This window comes from Streptomyces sp. NPDC058145, from assembly GCF_042884245.1.
Lineage (GTDB): Bacteria > Actinomycetota > Actinomycetes > Streptomycetales > Streptomycetaceae > Streptomyces.
In genome coordinates, this window is record NZ_JBHVUH010000041.1 from 1 (window position 1) to 16,823 (window position 16,823).

Consider the following 16,823-nt stretch of genomic DNA (forward strand, 5'->3'; position numbering starts at 1 on the left):
GGGGAGGCGGCTGATGTTGCTGCCGGGTTCGGGTCGGCGGAGTACTGGGTGCGGCATGCGCGGGAGGCGGTGCGCTTCGCGGACGCGGTGACGTATGTGGCCGAGCAGCGGGTGAGTCGGTTCGTGGAGCTGGGGCCGGGCGCGCTGGTCTCGGCCGTGGTGAGCACGCTGGAGGACGCGGCTGAGGGTGTCGAGGTACCGTCTGTGGTCCCGTTGCTGTCTCGCCGGGGTCCGGAGTCCACGGCCTTGATCTCCGGGCTTGGCCAGTTGTTCGTGTCCGGGGTTCCGGTGTCGTGGCGGCCCTGGTGTGCGGGCGGTCGGCTGGTGGACGTGCCGACATACGCGTTCCAGCGTGAACGGTACTGGCTCACGCCGACCAAGCAGCAGGGTGACGTCGGCGCAGCCGGTCTGGCCCCGGCGGATCACCCCATGTTGGGCGCGGTCGTGAAGCTGCCGGACTCTTCGAGTCTGCTGTTGACGGGGCAACTGTCGAGGTCGGCCCAGCCGTGGCTCGCTGATCACGATGTCTCGGGCCTCGCGATGGTGCCCGCCTCGGTCCTGCTGGAGCTGGCGGTGCGGGCCGGTGACGAGGTCGGGTGCCCGGTGGTGCGGGAGCTGGCGACGACCGCCCCGCTGCTGCTCCCCGAGCGCGGCGGGGTCCAGGTGCACGTCGTCGTAGGCGAGCCCGAGGCGGCCGGGACCCGTGAGGTGAGGATCCACTCCCGCCCCGACACCGGCGACGGTGAGTGGGTTCTGCACGCACAGGGCACGCTCGCTCCCGCCAGTCCCGGCGCCCGGGACGAGAACGCATGGCCTGAGTCGGAGTGGCCGCCGGTCGGCGCGCTGGCGGTCGATGTCCGGGCGGCGTACGAGGGACTGGCCGGACAGGGCTACGGATACGGGCCTGCGTTTCGCGGTGTGCGCGCGGCCTGGCGACGCGGCAGCGAGATCTACGCCGAGGTGAAGCTGCCGTCCGCCACGGACGTCACGGGGTTCGGGATACATCCGGCGCTCCTGGACGCCGTGGTTCACGCCCCCCTTCTCACCGCTGCGGCTACACGTTCGGGCGTGGACGAGGTGCGGGTTCCGTTCCTGTTCGACGGGGTCTCGCTGCACGCGGTGGGTGCCTCGTCGGTGCGGGTGCGGATTGCTCCGGTGGGTGCTGATGCGGCCTCGGTGCAGGTGGTCGACGAGAGCGGTGCCTTGGTGCTGAGTGTCGACTCGCTCGTGACGCGGCCGATGTCGCAGGAAGCTCTGGCAGCGGCCGCTGCCGTGAGTTCGGCTCCGGATGGGTTGTTCGAGGTGGCGTGGCGGGAGGTGTCGGTCCCGGCGGCGGGTGTGGTGTCGTACGCCGCTTGGGATCCGGATGCCGTGGTCGTGCCGCCGGTGGTGGTGTGGGAGTGGGTTTCGGAGCCCGGTGCCGATGCGGTGGCGTCGATGCACGACGGCGTGCATCGGGCGCTGGAGGTGGTGCAGTCCTTCCTCGCCTCACCTCGGTGTGTGAGTTCGACGCTTGTGGTGGTGACCAGGGGTGCGGTGTGCCTCCCGGGCGATGATGTTACGGATGTGGCGGCTTCGGCGGTGTGGGGGTTGGTGCGGTCGGCGCAGTCGGAGAACCCGGGGCGGATCGTCCTGATCGACACCGACACCGACACCGACACCGACAGCGACAGCGACAGCGACAGCGACAGCGACACTGACACCGACACCGACACCCAAGGCATCCCGGCAGAGCTCACTGGCCTCAACGAGCCCCAGCTAGTGATCCGCGGTGGGACGGTGCACGTCGCTCGTCTCGTCCGTGCCGGCATGGCGGAGGACCCTGTCGACACCGGGATCGGTGCGGATGGTGCGGTGATCGTCACCGGTGGGACCGGCGGCGTGGGGAGTGTCCTGGCCCGGCACCTCGTCGAGGCCCATCAGTCCGGCTGTGTTGTGCTGGCCTCTCGCCGGGGCGCCGCGGCCGACGGCGTACCGGAGTTGGTCGCGGAACTCGAAGCCGCCGGCGCCACGGTGCGTGTCGTGGCCTGCGACGTGTCGGACCGTGCCGCGGTAGTGGACCTCGTGGGTTCGGTGCCGGACGGCTTCGAGTTGCGTGGTGTGGTTCATGCCGCCGGTGTCCTCGACGACGGCGTGATCGGCTCGCTCACCCCGGAGCGTGTCGACCGGGTCCTGGCGGCGAAGGCGGACGCGGCCTGGTACCTGCACGAGGCCACGAAGGATCTGCCGCTGACGCTGTTCTCCGTCGTCTCGTCCCTCTCCGGGGTACTCGGCGGCCCGGGCCAGGCCAACTACGCCGCGGCGAACGCCTTCCTCGACGCACTGGCCGTACACCGACGCCAATCCGGCCTGCCCGGACAGTCGACCTCCTGGGGACTCTGGGCCGAAGCCGGAGGCATGGGTGGCCGGATCGGTGCCGATGAGCTCGCGCAGCTTCGCGCGGGCGGCGTAGTGCCCTTGACGCCCGATCAAGCGGTAGAGCTGTTCGACGCGGCCACTGCCGACGGTGCGAGTCACCTGGTCGGCGTTCGCTGGGACCTGCCCACACTGCGCCGCCTGGCCGCTGCTGGCGAACTGATGCCTTTGCTGCGGGAGTTGATACCGGCGGTGCGGCGAACCGCAGCGGCGGGGGAGTCCGTGCCGCAGTTGGTGTCCCGGCTACGCGGCACCGATCCGGCCGGCCGGCGCCGGCTGTTGACCGAGCTGGTGCGCTCCACGGTGGCGGCGGTGCTGGGCCATGACCGTGCCGACGCCGTGGGACCCACAGCCGCGTTCAAGGATCTCGGCCTCGACTCCCTCGGCGGTGTCAACGTCCGCAACCGCCTCCAGACCGCCACCGCCCTGAACCTCCCCGCATCGCTGGTGTTCGACTACCCGACCGCACAGACGCTGGCGGACTTCCTCCTCGAACGACTGCTCCCGGAGGACACCGAACCGCACGCCGACCGTACGATCCAGGCACCCGCCACGGCTGCAACGGACCCGGAATCGGACCCCGTCGTGGTCGTCGGGATGGGCTGCCGCTATCCCGGTGGTGTCGCATCGCCTGAGGATCTCTGGCGCCTGGTGTCGAGCGGTGCGGACGGCATCGGAGGGTTCCCGACCGACCGGGGCTGGAACCTGGACGAGGTGCTCGACCCGGATCCCGAGGCATCGGGGAAGTCGTATGTCGGCCGGGGCGGTTTCCTTGCCGATGTGGCCGGCTTTGACGCGGGGTTCTTCGGCATTTCGCCGCGTGAGGCGGTGGCGATGGATCCGCAGCAGCGGTTGTTGCTGGAGGTGTGCTGGGAGGCGATCGAGCGGTCCGGGGTCGACCCGCAGGGTCTGCGGGGTTCGCGGACCGGTGTCTTCGCCGGTGTGATGTCGCAGGACTACCTCCGGGCCGCCGACGGCGCGACCGACGACACCGAGGGCTTCAGCACCGGTGTCATGGGATCGGTGGTGTCCGGCCGGGTCTCGTATGCACTCGGGTTGGAAGGCCCGGCGGTGACGGTGGATACGGCGTGTTCGTCGTCGTTGGTGGCGTTGCATCTTGCGGCGCAGGCGTTGCGGGCGGGTGAGTGTGATCTGGCGTTGGCCGGTGGTGTGACGGTGATGGCGACGCCGGAGACGTTCGTGGAGTTCTCGCGGCAGCGGGGGCTGGCCGTCGACGGGCGGTGCAAGGCGTTCGCCGAGGCAGCGGATGGCACCGGCTGGGGTGAAGGCGTCGGTGTGCTGTTGCTGGAGCGGCTTTCGGACGCCCGCCGTAACCGGCATCCCGTGCTCGCCGTGGTGGCGGGTTCGGCGGTGAACCAGGACGGCGCCTCCAACGGTCTGACCGCTCCCAACGGCCCTTCCCAGCAGCGGGTGATCCGGGCGGCGCTGGCGTCGGCCGGGTTGACCGCGGCGGACGTCGACGCGGTCGAGGCCCATGGCACCGGCACGGTGCTGGGTGATCCGATCGAGGCGCAGGCGCTCCTGGCGACGTATGGGCAGCGGCCCGCGGATACCGAGCCTTTGTGGCTGGGGTCGCTGAAGTCGAATGTCGGTCACACTCAGGCTGCTGCCGGTGTGGGCGGTGTGATCAAGATGATCGAGGCGCTGCGGCACGGCATGCTGCCCCGCACGCTGCACGTGGACGCACCCTCGTCGCACGTGGACTGGACCGCGGGCCGGGTGGAACTGCTCGCGGCGGAACGCGCATGGCCGCAGCCGAACCGCCCCCGACGGGCGGGCGTGTCCTCGTTCGGCCTCTCGGGCACCAACGCCCACGTCATCATCGAACAAGCCCCGGAGACCGGCGCTGCCCCGGACGCGGAACCCCACGAGGAACCCGGCGGCGTCGTCGTCGGCGTATGGCCCCTGTCGGCCAAGACCCCCGAAGCGCTGGCCGACCAGGCTGCCGTGCTCACCGACTGGCTCGGCCGGGACGGCTCCGACTCCCGGGTCGTCGACGTGTCGTTCTCCCTCTCCCGGCGTTCGGCGTTCGACCACCGGGCGGTGGTGATCGGCGCCGGCCGGCAGGAGCTCCTGACCGGCCTCGCCGACCTCGCCGCGCGGCGGGAGAACCCCGGGGTCGTCACCGGCTCCGCCCGCGGCGGAGCCGGTGGCACGGGCGGTGTGGTGTTCGTCTTCCCCGGTCAGGGCTCGCAGTGGCTGGGGATGGGCCGGGAACTCATGGACTCCTCACCGGCCTTCGCCGCGGAGATGACCCATTGCGACGAGGCCTTCACCGAGTTCGTCGACTGGTCCCTCCTGGACGTCCTGTACGGCACCCCGGGCACCCCGGACATCGACCGCGTCGACATACTCCAGCCGGTGCTGTTCGCGATCATGGTCTCGCTGGCGGCGCTTTGGCGGTCGTTCGGGGTCGTGCCGGACGCGGTCATCGGCCACTCGCAGGGAGAGATCGCCGCCGCCTACGTCGCCGGAGCCCTGACCCTCCAGGACGCGGCGCGCATCGTGCTGCTGCGGTCCATCGCCCTGACCGAGGTGGCCGGTACGGGCACGATGGTCTCGGTCATGGCACCGGTCGCCGCCGTCCGCGCGGGAATCACGGGAGCGAAGACGCTGGCCGTGGCGGCGGTGAACAACCCGTCGACGACGGTCGTGTCCGGTGCCCACGACGAGGTGGACGCCTTCCTGGCCGACTGCGAGGACGCCGGGATCAGGTATCGGCGCATCGCGGTGGACTATCCCTCGCACTCACCGCAGATGGAGTCGCTGCGCGAACGCCTGCTCAAGGCACTGGCCGATGTCACGCCCCGCTCGTCGAAGATCCCGTACTACTCCACCGTGACCGGCGCGGCCCTCGACACGGCCGCGCTGACCGGCACCTACTGGTACGAGAGCGTGCGGCAGACCGTGCGCTTCGAGGACGCCACCCGTGCCGCCCTCCACGACGGTCACGGACACCTCGTCGAGATCAGTCCGCACCCCGTACTGACCGTGGGCATGGAGGAGATCTGCGAGTCCGCCGGACCCGCGACCATCGTGGGCACGCTGCGCCGCGACGCCGGCGGTCTCGACCAGTTCGTACGCTCCGCCGCCGCGCTGCACACTGCGGGCGGCCACGTGGACTGGTCGGCCTTCCACGCGGACGGCCGATGGCTCGACCTGCCCACCTACCGGTTCCAGCACCGGCGTTACTGGCCGACCGCGTCCACCCGCTCGTCGGACGTCGGGTCCGCCGGACTGACCGCGGCCGAGCACCCCATGCTGGGCGCGGTGGCGGAACTGCCGGCCCTCGACGGCATGTTGCTCACCGGCCTCACTTCACCGCGCAGCCACACCTGGCTGGCCGACCACTCGGTGTTCGGGCACCAGCTCGTGCCGGGCGCAGGCTTCGTCGAGCTGGCGCTGCACGCCGGAGACCGGTCCGGCTGCCCCGTCGTACGCGAACTGACCCTCCAGCAGCCCCTGGTGCTCCCGGCGACCGGTGGCGTGCAGCTCAACGTCACGGTCGCCGAGGCGGACCAGTCCGGTGACCGCCTGGTGTCGTTCCACTCCCGCCGGGCGGACGACCCCGACGGGCCCTGGACACTGCACGCACAGGCCGTGGTGACCGCCGAAACGCCCGCCGCACCACCGGCGTTCGGACTGAAGCGCTGGCCGCCGCTGGGCGCCCGACCGGTCGTCGTGGACAGCGCCTACGAGGAACTGGCCGGGCAGGGCTACGAGTACGGGCCGGTGTTCCGGGGCGTACGCGCGGCCTGGCGACGCGGTCCGGAAGTCTTCGCCGAGGTGAGCCTCCCGTCCGGCGTGGACACGAACGGATTCGGCATCCACCCCGCTCTGCTGGACGCGGTGGTGCACGCACAGCTTCTCGGCACGACGCGCGGGGCCGGTGACACGGGCACGGACGAGGTGCGCGTCCCCTTCGCCTGGGAAGGGGTCACCCTCCACGCCGAGGGCGCCACTTCGGTACGGGTGCGGATCGCCCCGGCCGGGGCGGACGCGGTGTCGGTGCAGGTGGCCGACGAGAGCGGTGCCCTGGTGCTGAGCGTGGATTCACTGGTCACACGGCCGGTGTCCAAACGGGCCATGGCGGCCGCTGCCGTGAGTTCGGCTCCGGATGGGTTGTTCGAGGTGGTGTGGCGGGAGGTGTCGGTGCCGGCGGCGGGTGTGGTGTCGTACGCCGCTTGGGATCCGGATGCCGTGGTCGTGCCGCCTGTTGTGGTGTGGGAGTGGGTTTCGGGTTCTGAGGCCGAAGTGGTGGATGCCGTGCATCACGGCGTGCATCGGGCGCTTGAGGTGGTGCAGTCCTTCCTCGCCTCACCTCGGTGTGAGAGTTCGACGCTTGTGGTGGTGACCAGGGGTGCGGTGTGCCTCCCGGGCGAAGCGGTTACGGATGTGGCAGCTTCGGCGGTGTGGGGGTTGGTGCGGTCGGCGCAGTCGGAGAACCCGGGGCGGATCGTCCTGATCGACACCGACACCGACACCGACACCGACACCGACACCGACAGCGACACTGACACCAACACCGACACCCGAGGCATCCCGGCAGAGCTCGCCGGCCTCAACGAGCCCCAGCTAGTGATCCGCGGTGGGACGGTGCACGTCGCTCGTCTCGTCCGTGCCGGCATGGCGGAGGACCCTGTCGACACCGGGATCGGTGCGGATGGTGCGGTGATCGTCACCGGTGGGACCGGCGGTGTCGGCAGTGTTCTGGCCCGGCACCTCGTAGCGGCCCATCAGTCTGGCTGTGTTGTGCTGGCCTCTCGCCGGGGCGCCGCGGCCGACGGCGTCCCGGAGTTGGTCGCGGACCTCGAAGCCGCCGGTGCCACGGTGCGTGTCGTGGCCTGCGATGTCTCGGACCGTTCCGCGATTCCGGACCTGCTGCGCTCGATCCCCGATGGTTTCCCGCTCCGTGGCGTGGTCCACGCCGCCGGTGTGCTGGACGACGGCGTGATCGGCTCGCTCACCCCGGAGCGTGTCGACCGGGTCCTGGCGGCGAAGGCGGACGCGGCCTGGTACCTGCACGAGGCCACGAAGGATCTGCCGCTGACGCTGTTCTCCGTCGTCTCGTCCCTGTCCGGGGTGCTCGGCGGCCCGGGCCAGGCCAACTACGCCGCGGCGAACGCCTTCCTCGACGCACTGGCCGTACACCGACGCCAATCCGGCCTGCCCGGACAGTCGACCTCCTGGGGACTCTGGGCGCTCGAGAGCGCGATGACCAGGCATCTAGGTGCCGAAGGGGTCGAACGTCAACGGGGCCAGGGTGTGCTGGCCCTCGGCACCGGGCAGGCCCTCGAGGTGTTCGACGCCGCGCTGACCGGGGGCGCCGCGCACGCGGTCGGTGTGCGCTGGGATTCGGCCGCGCTGCGTCGCCTGGCCGGGGTGGGGGAGCTGGCCCCGTTGCTGACCGAATTGGTGCCGAAGGCGCGGCGGAAGGTGGCGGGAGGTGAGTCGGCGTCGCGGTTGGCGTCCCGGTTGCGTGCAGCCGATCCGGCGGAACAGCGCCGGCTCCTGCTGGACCTGGTCACCTCGCAGGTGGCGGCCGTGCTCGGCCATGAGCGTGCCGATGAAGTGGACGTCGCTGTTCCCATTCAGCATCTGGGCCTGGATTCCCTCGGGGGCATCCAACTGCGCAATCGGCTGCGCGGCGCGACCGGCCTGGCCGTGCCCGCGATGGTCGTCTACAGTAATCCGACGTCCGAGGAACTCGCCCATCACCTTCATCAGCAATTGATTCCGGCGTCCGATTCCGGCAGTTGATTCCAGCAGCCGTTTCCGGCGACGGCGATCGAGGACCGCGACCGGTCAGGACCCATATCCGGTCGATCGCGGGAGCGACCTGAGCGTCGGCCGGCCGGCTTCTTCGGACAGTGCTTCTGGGCCGGGTGCGGAGCTTCCGCACCCGGCCCTCGTTCATTGCCCGTGAATCACGGTCGTCGCAGCTCAAGGGGGCATCGATGGCCATCGGCGGGCGGTCGGGGCGGTGTTGCTCAGGGTTGATGGGGCCGAACCGGCGGCCATAAATTACGGCGGCGGCCGTGAATGCGTCATGCCACGCGAGTTCCGAGATGCCGCGCGACTTCCGAGAGGGTAGAGATGCATCCTTCGCGTTCGTTCGGTATGTCGTCGGCGCAGAAGGAACTGTGGCTGGCACAGCGTTTGATGCCGGATATCCCCAACAACCCGAGTCTCGTGGCGGATGTGGAGGGCGTCCCGGACGTCGCGCTGTTCGACACCGTATTCCGTACCCTCCTGGAGGAGGCGGAAGGCCTCCGGGTCAACTTCCGCGAGACCGAGGACGGGCTGCGGCAGATCGTCGTCGACGCCGGGGCGTGGGCGCCGTTCCACAGTGACGTGAGTGCCGAGCCCGACCCGGAGGCGGCGGCGCGGGCGCTCGTGGAGACCCTGGCTGCGCGCGTCTTCGACCTCGACCGCGACATCCTGTTCCGGGCCGGCACGATCCGGCTGTCGGAGTCGCGCTTCTGGCTGTTCATGGGCTTCCACCACCTGGTGACCGACGGGTTCGGCATGTCGATGCTCGTCTCACGGGTCGCCGAGCTGTACGCGGCGGCGCGGGCGGGACGTCCGGCACCGGAGGCGACGTTCGGGGACGCGGGCGTGATCGCCGAGGAGGACTCCCGGTACCGGGCGTCCGAACAGTTCGCGGCCGACCAGGAGTTCTGGCGGGAGTATCTCTCCGATCTCCCCGCCCCGGTCCTGCTGCCGGGTGAACGCAGTTCGGACCGGTCCGACATGGTGCGCCGCAGCGCCGTGGTCTCGCGGGCCGAGCTGACCGAGTGGGAGCAGGTCGCCGAGTCGATCGGACTGTCGGTCAGCGGTCTGCTCTCGGGCGCGGCCGCAGTGTTCTACGGCCGGATGTGCGGGCTCCAGGAGTTCGTGTTCTGTGTCGCCGGGGCCAACCGGTCGGGCGCGAGCGCCACTTCGCCCGGGCTGATGTCCGGGCTGGTCCCGGTGCGGCTGTCGGTGCCGGTGGACGCGAGCTTCCACGACATCGCCCACGACATGACGAACCAGCAGCGGGCCGTCGCCACGCACGGGCTGATGCAGATCTCCGACATCCGCAACGCGATCGGTGTCTCCAACGCCGGTGTCAACGTGTTCGGGCACAACCTGAACATCATCCCGTGGGTGGACACGCTGGACTTCGGTGACGCCCGGGGCCACATCGACACCATCCGGTTCGGCGCCGTCCAGGACCTCACGATCACCGTGCTCGGTGACGCGCGCCCCGGGCACGGGATGTCCGTTTACGTCGACGGCAACGCCACCCTGTACGGCGAGGCCGACCTGGACCTCTTCCTCGATCAGTTGCTCGGCCTGGTCCGCTCGGTCGTCGACGACCCGTACGTGCCGGTGAGCCTGGTCGAGATGATGGACGAGGCACTGGCTCGGCGGGTGCTGGTGGAATGGAACGACACCGCGTGCCCTCCGGTGCCGGGCACCATCCTCGACGTCTTCGGCCGGCATGTGCGACGGACCCCGCAGGCGCCGGCGATCGTGTCCGGCGACCGGACGCTGACCTACGCGGAGCTGGACGCGTGGTCGAGCCGCCTGGCGCGCCGGCTCGTACGCCACGGCGTGCGGCGGGAGGACCTGGTGGCGCTGGCGTTCGCGCCCTCGGTGGAGTTCCTGGTGGCCATGTTCGCCACGCTGAAGGCCGGCGCCGCCTACGTACCGGTGAACCTGGACTACCCGCCGGAGCGGATCGAGACCCTGCTCACCGGTACCGCCCTGGTGCTCACTGCCGCCGAACCGGCACCGGCACTGGCACACACCACCGTCACCACCCTCACGTTCACCGAACTCGACGGCACCGAGGACCTCGCGGAGGACGACACGGAGGACGCGTCCGTGGGCGTCGCGGCGGCAGCCGCCGAGGAAGTGGCCGGGAGCACCGTCGAGGACACCGGTCCGGCCCGGGCGCCCGGCGGCCCCGCCACGCCCTCGGGCCTGGCCTACGTCATGTACACCTCCGGGTCCACGGGCGGCCCCAAGGGCGTGATGATCACCCACGAGGACGTGGTGGCGCTCGCCACCGACCGGCGGTTCGCCGGCCTGGAACGGGTGCTGCTGCACTCCTCCCTGTCCTTCGACGCCGCCACCTGGGAGATCTGGATCCCGCTGCTGACCGGGGGCAGCGTGGTCGTGGCGCCGCCGGGGAACGTCGACGCGGTGGCCCTGCGGGAACTCATCGGCCGGCAGCGGCTGTCGAGCACACTGCTGCCCACCGGTCTGTTCGCGGCGGTCGTGGAGCAGGACCCGACGAGCCTGGCCGGCATGTCCCAGCTCTGGACCGGCGGCGACGTGCTGCCGGTCACCACTGTGGAACAGATGCGCGTCCACTGCCCGGGCACGCTGATCGGCAACGCCTACGGCCCGTCCGAGATCACGACCTGCTGCCTCACCCACGAGGTGCGGCCCGGCGAGGACGTGTCCGCGGGCGTGCCGATCGGGGTGCCGATGGACAACGTGCGGGTGTACGTCCTCGGCCCCGGCCTGGTGCCGGTGCCGCCCGGTGTGGTGGGCGAGCTGTACATCGCGGGCGCGGGCCTGGCGCGCGGCTATCTGTCGCGGCCGGACCTGACGGCCTCGCGGTTCGTGGCCGACCCGTTCGACCCGGCCGGCGGGCGCATGTACCGGTCCGGCGATCTGGTGCGCTGGAGCAGGTCCGGCGAGCTGCTGTTCGTCGGACGGGCCGACCACCAGGTGAAGATCCGCGGCTTCCGGATCGAGCCCGGCGAGGTGGAAACGGTCCTCGCCGGACACCCGGAGGTGAGCCGGTCCGCGGTGATCGTGCGGGACAGCACCGGCGACCGGGCCCGGGGTGAGGTGACCAGGCAACTGGTCGCGTACGTCGTCGTAGAGGGCGCCGGGAACGACGGCGAGGGGGCCGTGGCTCACAGCGAGGACGCCGTGGCCGATCGGCTGCGGGCGTATCTGGCGGAACGGCTGCCCGAGTTCATGGTGCCGGCGGCGTTCGTCCTCATGGACAGGCTGCCGTTGACGGTGAACGGCAAGCTGGACCGGACAGCCCTGCCCGCCCCGGTGCTCGCCGACGGGGAGTACCGGGCGCCGGGATCGGTGGAGGAGAAGCTGCTGGCGGGTATCTTCGCCGAGGTGCTGGAGGTCGAACGGGTCGGCCTGGACGACGACTTCTTCGCCCTCGGGGGGCACTCGCTGGCGGCGGCGCGGCTGATCGGCAAGGTGCGCCGGGCCTTCGGGACCGAGGTGCCGATCCGCGCGGTCTTCGACCACCCCACGGTGGCCCGGCTGCTCCCGCGCATCGGGACCGGGCCGGACGGCGCGTCCATCGTGCCGGTACGGCCGCGGGTCGAACCGGTGGCGCGCCCCGAGCGGCTGCCGCTGTCGTACGCGCAGAGCCGGCTGTGGTTCCTGTACCGGTTCGAGGGCCCGTCGGCGACCTACAACCTGCCCGTCGTCCTGCAACTGCACGGAACCGTCGACGCGGAGGCGCTGGCGGCGGCCTTCCGGGACGTGGTGCTGCGGCACGAGAGTCTGCGCACCGTGTTCGACGAGGACGAGGAGCACGTCGCCCACCAGCGGATCCTGCCGCCGCACGAGGTCACCGCCGGCCTGGTGACCCGTACCGTCACGGCGGACGGCATCGACGCGGTGATCGCCCGGGAGCTGGAGCACCGCTTCGACCTCCGCACCGACGTACCGGTACGCGCCTGCCTGCTGCGGGACGGGCGGGGCGAGAACGTGCTGGTGCTGGTGATGCACCACATCGCCGGTGACGGCGCCTCGATGGCCCCGCTGACCCAGGACCTGGTGGCGGCGTACACGGCCCGCACGGCCGGACACGCACCGGCCTGGACGCCGCTGCCCGTGCAGTACGCGGACTACACGCTCTGGCAGCGCGACCTGCTGGGCGAGGTGTCCGACCCCGGGAGCCTGGCGGCACGGCAACTGGAGCACTGGCGCGCTGAGTTGACGGATGCCCCGCAGCCGTTGGCGCTGCCCGCCGACCGGCCGCGGCCCGCCCGGCCCAGCTACCGGGGCGACACCGTCGAGTTCGCCGTGGACGCCGCACTGGCCGACGCGGTGGAGCGGCTGGCGCGGGAGCACGGCGCCACCACACCGATCGTGCTGCAGGCGGCGCTGGCGGTGCTGCTGTCCCGGCTCGGCGCCGGCGACGACGTGACGATCGGGTCGCCGATCTCCGGCCGCACGGACACCGACCTCGAGAACCTGATCGGCTTCTTCGTCAACAACTGGGTGCTGCGCGCCGACCTCTCGCAGCACTCGTCCTTCAGGGAGCTGATCGAGGACGTCCGGGACAAGGCGCTGGCCGCCTACGCCCACCAGGACCTGCCCTTCGAACGGCTGGTGGAACTGCTCAACCCGGAACGGTCCACCGCCTACCACCCGCTGTTCCAGGTGATGTTCGTCTGGCACGACGGCCTGTGGCCCGAACTGGTCGCCCCCGGAGTGACCTTCGAACCGCACATGAACATGGCCGACGGTCTCCAGGTCGCCAAGTTCGACCTCACCCTGACGCTGTCCGCGGCCGACGGCGGTGGATTCCGGGGCTTCCTGGAGTACGCGAGGGACCTGTTCGACCGGAGCACCGCCGAACGGCTCACCGCCCGCTTCGTCCGGGTCCTGGAACAGGTCCTGGCCACCCCGGCGAACGCGCTCACCGGCGTCGAGATCCTGGACGCGGACGAACGGCGGCTCGTACTGACGGACTGGAACGACACGGCGCGCGAGGCCGAACCCCGCACCGTGCCCGAGGCGTTCGCCGCCCAGGTGGCCCGCACCCCCGACGCCCCCGCCCTGACGGGGACGGACACCACCCTCACCTACCGGGAACTGGACGCCCGCTCGGACCGCGTCGCCGCGGCGCTGACCCGCTGGGGCGCCGGACCGGAGACCCTGGTGGCACTCGCCGTACCGCGCTCGGCCGACCTGATCGTGGCCCAGCTCGCGGTGCTCAAATCCGGCGCCGGATACCTGCCGTTCGACGTGGAATACCCGCGCGAGCGCCTCGAGTTCGTTCTGGCCGACGCCCGGCCGGTCCTGGTCCTCGCCACACCGGAGTCCGCCGCCGCCGTACCGCGGACCGGCGTCGAGGTACGCACCCTGGACGAGTTCGAGGCCTCGGACGGCGCTGCGGCCACGGCCGGGACAGCCGGCCCGTCCAGGGCGACCGGCGTCGCCTACGTCATGTACACCTCCGGGTCGACGGGTGTGCCCAAGGGCGTGGTCACCACCCACGAGGACATCGTCGCCCTCGCGACCGACCACCGGTTCGCCGGAGCGCACCGCGTACTGGTCCACTCCTCCCCGGCCTTCGACGCCAGCACCTTCGAGATCTGGGTCCCGCTGCTGACGGGCGGCTGCGCCGTCGTGGCACCCGCGCGCGACGCCCTGGACGCGCCGGCGCTGCGCGAACTCGTGGACACTCACGCCCTGACGGCACTGTGGCTGTCGGTAGGCCTGTTCGCCACCGTCGTCGACCAGGACCCGACCTGTCTCGCGGGCCTGTCCGCGCTGTGGGCGGGTGGCGACGCGCTGCCCGTCGCCGCCCTGCGGCAACTGTGGCGGCACTGCCCCGGCGTCCAGGTGATCAACGGCTACGGCCCCACCGAGACCACGACCTTCGCGGTCACCCACGCCTTCACCCACGACGAGGACCTCTCAGCGGGCGTGCCGATCGGCCGGCCGCTGGACAACATGCGCGCCTACGTCCTCGACGGCGGCCTGCGCCCGGTACCGCCCGGCGTGGTCGGCGAACTCCACCTGGCCGGAGCCGGCCTGGCCCGCGGCTACCTGGACCGCCCCGGCCTCACCGCCGCCCGCTTCGTCGCGGACCCGTTCCGTGAGGGCCGGCGTCTCTACCGCACCGGCGACCTGGTCCGCTGGACCCGCTCCGGCGAACTCGTCTACGTCGGCCGCAACGACGCCCAGGTGAAGGTGCGCGGCTTCCGCGTCGAGCCGGGCGAGGTCGAGGCCGTGCTCACCGGCCACCCCGCCGTCGCCCAGGCCGTCGTCCAGGCCCGCGCGACCGACGCCGTGAACGGCTCCAGACAACTGGTGGCCTACCTGGTGCCGGACCCGGCCCACCCCACGAACGACCTCGCCGCCCAGGTCCGCGCCCTCCTCACCGAGCGGCTCCCTGAGTACATGGTCCCGGCGGCCTTCGTCGAACTGGAGCGCCTGCCCCTGACGGTGAACGGCAAGGTCGACCGCGCCGCCCTGCCCGCACCGGTGTTCACCGGAGGCGACTACCACGCCCCGCGGTCGGCCACGGAAGTACGCCTCACCGAACTCTTCGCCGAGGTGCTGGAGGTCGAACGGATCGGCGTCGACGACAACTTCTTCGCCCTCGGCGGGCATTCGCTGCGCGCGACCCGGCTGATCGGAAAGGTCAGACGGGCCTTCGGGGCGGAAGTGCCGATCCGGGCCGTCTTCGACCATCCGACGGTGGCGCGGTTCGCGGCGCACCTCGACTCGGCCGCGAAGGCCCGGCCCCGGGTAGCGGCCGCCCCGCGCCCCGAGCGGCTGCCGCTGTCCTTCGCGCAGAGCCGGCTGTGGTTCCTGTACCGCTTCGAGGGCCCGTCGGTCACGTACAACATGCCCGTCGCCCTGCGGCTGCGCGGCGCGCTCGACGTGGACGTGCTGACCGCCGCCGTGCGTGACGTGGTGCTGCGGCACGAGAGTCTGCGCACGGTGATCGGCGAGGACGAGCGGGGCGTGGCGTTCCAGCGGATCCTGTCGCCGCAGGACGTGTCGATCGAGGTCCCCGTGCATCCGGTAACGGAAGACCAGGTGGCGGACGCGATCGCGCAGACGGTGGCGCACCGGTTCGCGCTGGAGTCCGAGATCCCGATCCGGGTGACCCTGCTTACGGTCGGACCGCAGGAGTACGTGCTCGTCCTGCTCATGCACCACATCGCCGGCGACGGCGCGTCCATCGCCCCTCTGGCCCGCGACCTCGCGACGGCCCATGAGGCACGCACGGCCGGCTCCGCCCCCGAGTGGGAGCCGCTGCCCGTCCAGTACGCCGACTACACGCTGTGGCAGCAGGACCTGCTGGGAGACGTCTCCGACCCCGACAGCCTGGCGGCGCGTCAACTGGACTTTTGGCGGGCGGAGTTGTCCGGTTCGCCGCAACCGCTGGCCCTGCCCACCGACCGGCCTCGACCGCCACGCCCGAGCTACCGCGGCGACACCGTCGAGTTCCGCATCACGCCGGAACTGTCCGCCGCGGTGGAGGCGCTGGCCCACCGGCACGCCGCGACACCGCCGATCGTGCTCCAGGCGGCGCTCGCCGTCCTGCTGTCCCGGCTGGGCGCCGGCGAGGACGTCGTCATGGGTTCACCGATCGCGGGCCGCACGGACGAGGACCTCAACGACCTCATCGGGTACTTCGCCAACAACTGGGTGCTGCGGGTCGACCTGTCGGGCGACCGGTCGTTCGAGCAGGTCGTGGACCAGGTCCGGGACAAGGCGCTCGCGGCCTACGACAACCAGGACCTCCCCTTCGAGCGGCTGGTCGAGCTGCTCAACCCCGAGCGCTCCACGGCCTACCACCCCCTGTTCCAGGTCGCGTTCGTCTGGAACAAGGACGTCCTGCCCGCCACCACCTCCCCGGACCTCCAGGTGACGGTCGAACCGATCCCCAACGACACGTCGAAGTTCGACCTCACCGTCCGGCTCGTCGAGGACGACACGACGGACGGGGACGGGCTGCACGGAAGTCTCGAGTACGCACTTGATGTCTTCGATCGTGGTGCGGCGGAGTTGTTGGTGGCGCGGTTTGTGCGGGTGTTGGAGTGGGTGGTGGCTGTGCCGGGGGTGTCGGTGCGGGGTGTGGATGTGTTGGGGGTTGGGGAGCGGTCGTTGGTGGTGGAGGGGTGGAACGGTTCGGGGTTCGGGGTGGGTGAGTCGTTGTTGTCGGATGTGTTTGAGGGGTGGGTGGCGCGGTCGCCTGGTGCGGTGGCGGTGGTTTCTGGTGATGTGTCTTTGTCGTATGGGGAGTTGGATGCTCGGGCGAATGCGTTGGCGTTTGAGTTGATCGGGTGTGGGGTCGGGCCGGATGTGGTGGTCGCGGTGGCGGCGGGGCGTTCGGTGGATCTGGTGGTGGGGTTGTTGGCGGTGGTGAAGGCGGGTGGTGCGTATCTGCCGGTGGATCCGCGGTATCCGGGGCCGCGGTTGGAGTATGTGCTCGCGGATGCGGACCCGTTGGTGGTGGTGACGGATCGGGTGACGGATGGGGTGTTGCCGGCGGTGGGTGTGCCGCGGGTGTATCTCGATGATGAGCGGCCGGTGGTGGACCGTGCGCCTTCGGATGCCGACCGGATCTGTCCTGTGCGTCCGGATCATCTCGCGTATGTGAT

Annotated in this window: 2 protein-coding genes; both read left to right on the forward strand. The window is 71.1% G+C overall.

Annotated features, from left to right (window positions below; all coding sequences use genetic code 11):
• Positions 1-48 precede the first annotated feature (48 nt).
• Complete coding sequence (locus ACFVVO_RS38700; protein ID WP_390061559.1) at positions 49-8,196, forward strand: type I polyketide synthase; 8,148 nt, start codon at positions 49-51, stop codon at positions 8,194-8,196.
• 402 nt (positions 8,197-8,598) lie between these two features.
• Positions 8,599-16,823, forward strand: an 8,225-nt coding sequence (locus tag ACFVVO_RS38705; RefSeq protein ID WP_390061561.1) for an amino acid adenylation domain-containing protein, incomplete at its 3' end; no start/stop codon positions are given.